This is a genomic window from Emticicia sp., assembly GCF_049241225.1.
In the GTDB taxonomy this organism is placed as follows: Bacteria; Bacteroidota; Bacteroidia; order Cytophagales; family Spirosomataceae; genus Emticicia.
Map to the genome: position 1 here is coordinate 1 of NZ_JBMLRC010000468.1, position 1,810 is coordinate 1,810.

Consider the following 1,810-nt stretch of genomic DNA (forward strand, 5'->3'; position numbering starts at 1 on the left):
AAAAGAATGCCTTTGATTTTGAGCCAAAATGACGAAAAAACATGGCTCGACCCTCGATTATCTCGTCAATCAATTTCTGATTTAATCAAAACCTACACCGAGACTGACTTAGTGGCCATTCCAATCTCGATGGAAGCCAACAATGCCAAAGCAAACCGCAACAAAGCCGTGATTTTGGAAAGAGTTGATTACCCAGAACTTCAATTATTTGATTAGTATCCTCTCCTTTATCTCCTCGATTCCTTTACTGATACCATTCAAAGACATAAAAATATCTTCCAGTCCCATAGAATATTCATCTACATCTTTGGTAGAAATAAAGCAAGTAAACTGCCAAATTTCCAAAACACGCTGTGGCTCAATCTGAATCGTTGGGTAGTATTTGTTATTTGAAATCAGATGCAACGTACCATCCTCATTGATTTTATTTTTCACTTGCTTGTAAAGAATATCTTCATCAGTCAAAATGATATAAGATTTGTTATTCTTGATGTCTTCAAAGCTCTCGATATATTTTCCCACAATGTAAGATTCTGACTGAATCGGTAACATCGAATCTCCACCAATCTGAAAACCTCGGTGTGTACCAACGCCCAAAAATGGTAAACTGATTTTGGGCAAGGCTTCAATAAATTGTGGGTCGGCATAGCCTTTTCTATACCCAGCCGAAGCCTTGATTGGTACAATTTCAATGCTCTCAACTTTGGAGTTTTCCTTGATAAGTATCGGAAACAAAAGGCGATTACTACCTACCTGCATCAAACCTTTGAGGTCGATTTTACTTAAATCGTACTTGATGAGTGCATCTAAAGCAATACTGAATATCCCCGAAACCTTCACAAGCGTTTCCATCGGAAAATCTCTATCCCCACGTTCGTAGTAGGCATACGTATTACTCGGCAGATTCAGCAAATCTGCAATTTGTTCCTGAGAAAGACCCTTCTGTTGCCTTAAAAGTCTAACGTTTTGACCTATAATTTTATAAATTGACATATACTAAGCATTTTGAGCAGACGAAACTACGCATTTTGTCAATAACTTGCCAACAGAATCCTAAAAAATATTTTTCCCATGGAAAAAAACATTGTTCACTTTGACTTAGACGCCTTTTATGTATCAGTCGAAAGACTGAAAAATCCTTTGCTTTTAAACAAACCCGTGATTGTCGGTGGAATATCGGATCGGGGAGTTGTAGCTGCTTGCAGTTACGAAGCCCGAAAGTTTGGTATTCATTCAGCCATGTCATCGGTAATGGCCAAACGGCTTTGCCCAGATGCTATTTTTATCAAGGGCGATTATGAATCTTATACGCAATATTCGGATATGGTTACTCAAATCATATCCGATAGAGTTCCTGTGCTTGAAAAAGCTTCGATTGATGAGTTTTATGTCGATTTATCGGGCATGGAAAAGTACTTCGGTTGCTTGAAATATTCGACCCAAATCAAAAACGAAATCTGTAAAGAAACGGGTCTAAGTATTTCGTTTGGATTGGCAAGCAATAAAACAGTATCGAAAGTAGCCACGAACGAAGTAAAACCTAATGGGCAATGCCACATTTTGGCAGGAAATGAAAAGGCATTTCTGAGGCCACTTTCGGTCAGCAAATTGCCAATGGTGGGTTCTGTTACTGGTCAGACCCTCCGAAATATGGGCATTCAAAATATCGGTTCTTTGGCAGAAATGCCCCGAAAAATGCTCGAAAGTGTATTTGGTAAAAACGGCATTACGCTTTGGGAAAGAGCCAACGGTTTGGATAATACTCCTATTGAGCCGTACCATGATAAAAAGTCAATTTCAAAAGAAATTA

Annotated in this window: 3 protein-coding genes; 2 read left to right on the top strand and 1 reads right to left on the bottom strand. The window is 38.6% G+C overall.

What is annotated here, in order from left to right; all coding sequences use genetic code 11:
* The coding region (locus ACOVO2_RS24115; RefSeq protein ID WP_421772429.1) for an SOS response-associated peptidase family protein at positions 1 to 216 on the top strand (216 nt) is incomplete at its 5' end.
* On the opposite strand, the gene ACOVO2_RS24120 is transcribed toward ACOVO2_RS24115, so the two are convergent.
* Positions 205 to 993 carry an XRE family transcriptional regulator gene (locus ACOVO2_RS24120; RefSeq protein ID WP_421772430.1) on the bottom strand — a complete coding sequence of 263 codons (789 nt, stop codon included), beginning with the start codon at positions 991 to 993 and terminating at the stop codon, positions 205 to 207. The genes ACOVO2_RS24115 and ACOVO2_RS24120 overlap by 12 nt on opposite strands.
* A 78-nt stretch (positions 994 to 1,071) precedes the next feature.
* On the opposite strand from ACOVO2_RS24120, the gene ACOVO2_RS24125 reads away from it, so the two are divergent.
* Positions 1,072 to 1,810 (top strand): DNA polymerase Y family protein (locus ACOVO2_RS24125; RefSeq protein WP_421772431.1); only part of this gene is annotated, 739 nt, incomplete at its 3' end.